Raw genomic sequence first — 400 nt, 5'->3', positions numbered from 1 at the left:
CGTGCCATCAAAACCGTGGTGATTGGACGGAAAAATTACTTATTTTCAACAAGCTTATCAGGGGCTGAAGCCAATGCGATCATTTATAGCATCATTCCCTAGCAGTGGAGGATTAGATTATCTTCGATAATCGCCAGGTGACCCATCGAAACGGCTAAGGAACATGGCCTAAATATCTATAAGTATTTAACTTATTTATTTGAACACCTACCAAATGTTGAGTTTTTAATGAAACCAAAGCTCTTGGAGGACTTTTTACCATGGGCAAAAAATGTTCAAGAACATTGTAAAGGAATCTAAAAGAAAAGAGACCTCATCTGTCCTTTCAGTCTACAGGTGAGGTCTCTTTTTTTCTATACATGTTATTATTACCCGCTTACTTTTTATCGTGAATGATAAA

1 protein-coding gene is annotated in these 400 nt (G+C 36.8%); it reads left to right on the top strand.

Annotated elements, in window-relative coordinates:
* Positions 1 to 144 precede the first annotated feature (144 nt).
* Positions 145 to 300, top strand: coding sequence for a transposase domain-containing protein (locus NEH74_RS13770; protein WP_082427861.1), 156 nt, complete (start codon positions 145 to 147; stop codon positions 298 to 300).
* Positions 301 to 400 lie beyond the last annotated feature (100 nt).

This window comes from Turicibacter sp. GALT-G1 (genome assembly GCF_025594995.1).
In the GTDB taxonomy this organism is placed as follows: Bacteria; Bacillota_I; Bacilli_A; order MOL361; family Turicibacteraceae; genus Turicibacter; species Turicibacter bilis.
The sequence above is the reverse complement of the archived record's forward strand: the minus strand, read 5'-3'. Positions and strand labels throughout refer to the sequence as shown.